Origin of the sequence: Aquirufa salirivi (assembly GCF_045310485.1) — a bacterium.
In the GTDB taxonomy this organism is placed as follows: Bacteria; Bacteroidota; Bacteroidia; order Cytophagales; family Spirosomataceae; genus Aquirufa; species Aquirufa salirivi.
This window is the reverse complement of sequence record NZ_JBEWZH010000023.1, coordinates 164-749: the sequence shown is the minus strand read 5'-3', so window position 1 is coordinate 749 and position 586 is coordinate 164. Positions and strand designations below refer to the sequence as shown.

The 586-nt window shown below is 42.3% G+C and carries 1 protein-coding gene; it reads right to left on the bottom strand.

Annotated elements, in window-relative coordinates:
* Window positions 1-586: putative Ig domain-containing protein (locus tag U0R11_RS13510; protein ID WP_406752351.1), on the bottom strand; the 586-nt coding region annotated here is incomplete at both ends.

Genomic DNA, 586 nt, shown 5'->3' with positions numbered 1-586 from the left:
GGTGCTGCATTATTAACGGTAATACGTACAACTGCAGTAGTACTACCTGTACCATTGGTAGCAGTTACGGTATAATCTGTTGCCGGACTAGTGACAGAAGGGTTTCCACTAATCACACCGGTTGTGGTATTGAAAGATAAACCCGTAGGTAGTGGAGTCGAAATACTATAGCTAGTAACTGTCCCTGTAACCGTTGGTGATAAACTAGAAATAGTTGATCCAACGGTATACACATTTGGAGTAGTATAACTCAAGCCTGTCGGTGCTGCATTATTAACGGTAATACGTACAACTGCAGTAGTACTACCTGTACCATTGGTAGCAGTTACGGTATAATCTGTTGCCGGACTAGTGACAGAAGGGTTTCCGCTAATTACCCCGGTGGTGGTATTGAATAATAAACCCGTTGGTAATGGAGTCGAAATACTATAGCTAGTAACTGTCCCTGTAACCGTTGGAGATAAACTAGAAATAGTTGATCCAACGGTATACACATTTGGAGTAGTATAACTCAAGCCTGTCGGTGCTGCATTATTAACGGTAATACGTACAACTGCAGTAGTACTACCTGTACCATTGGTAGCAG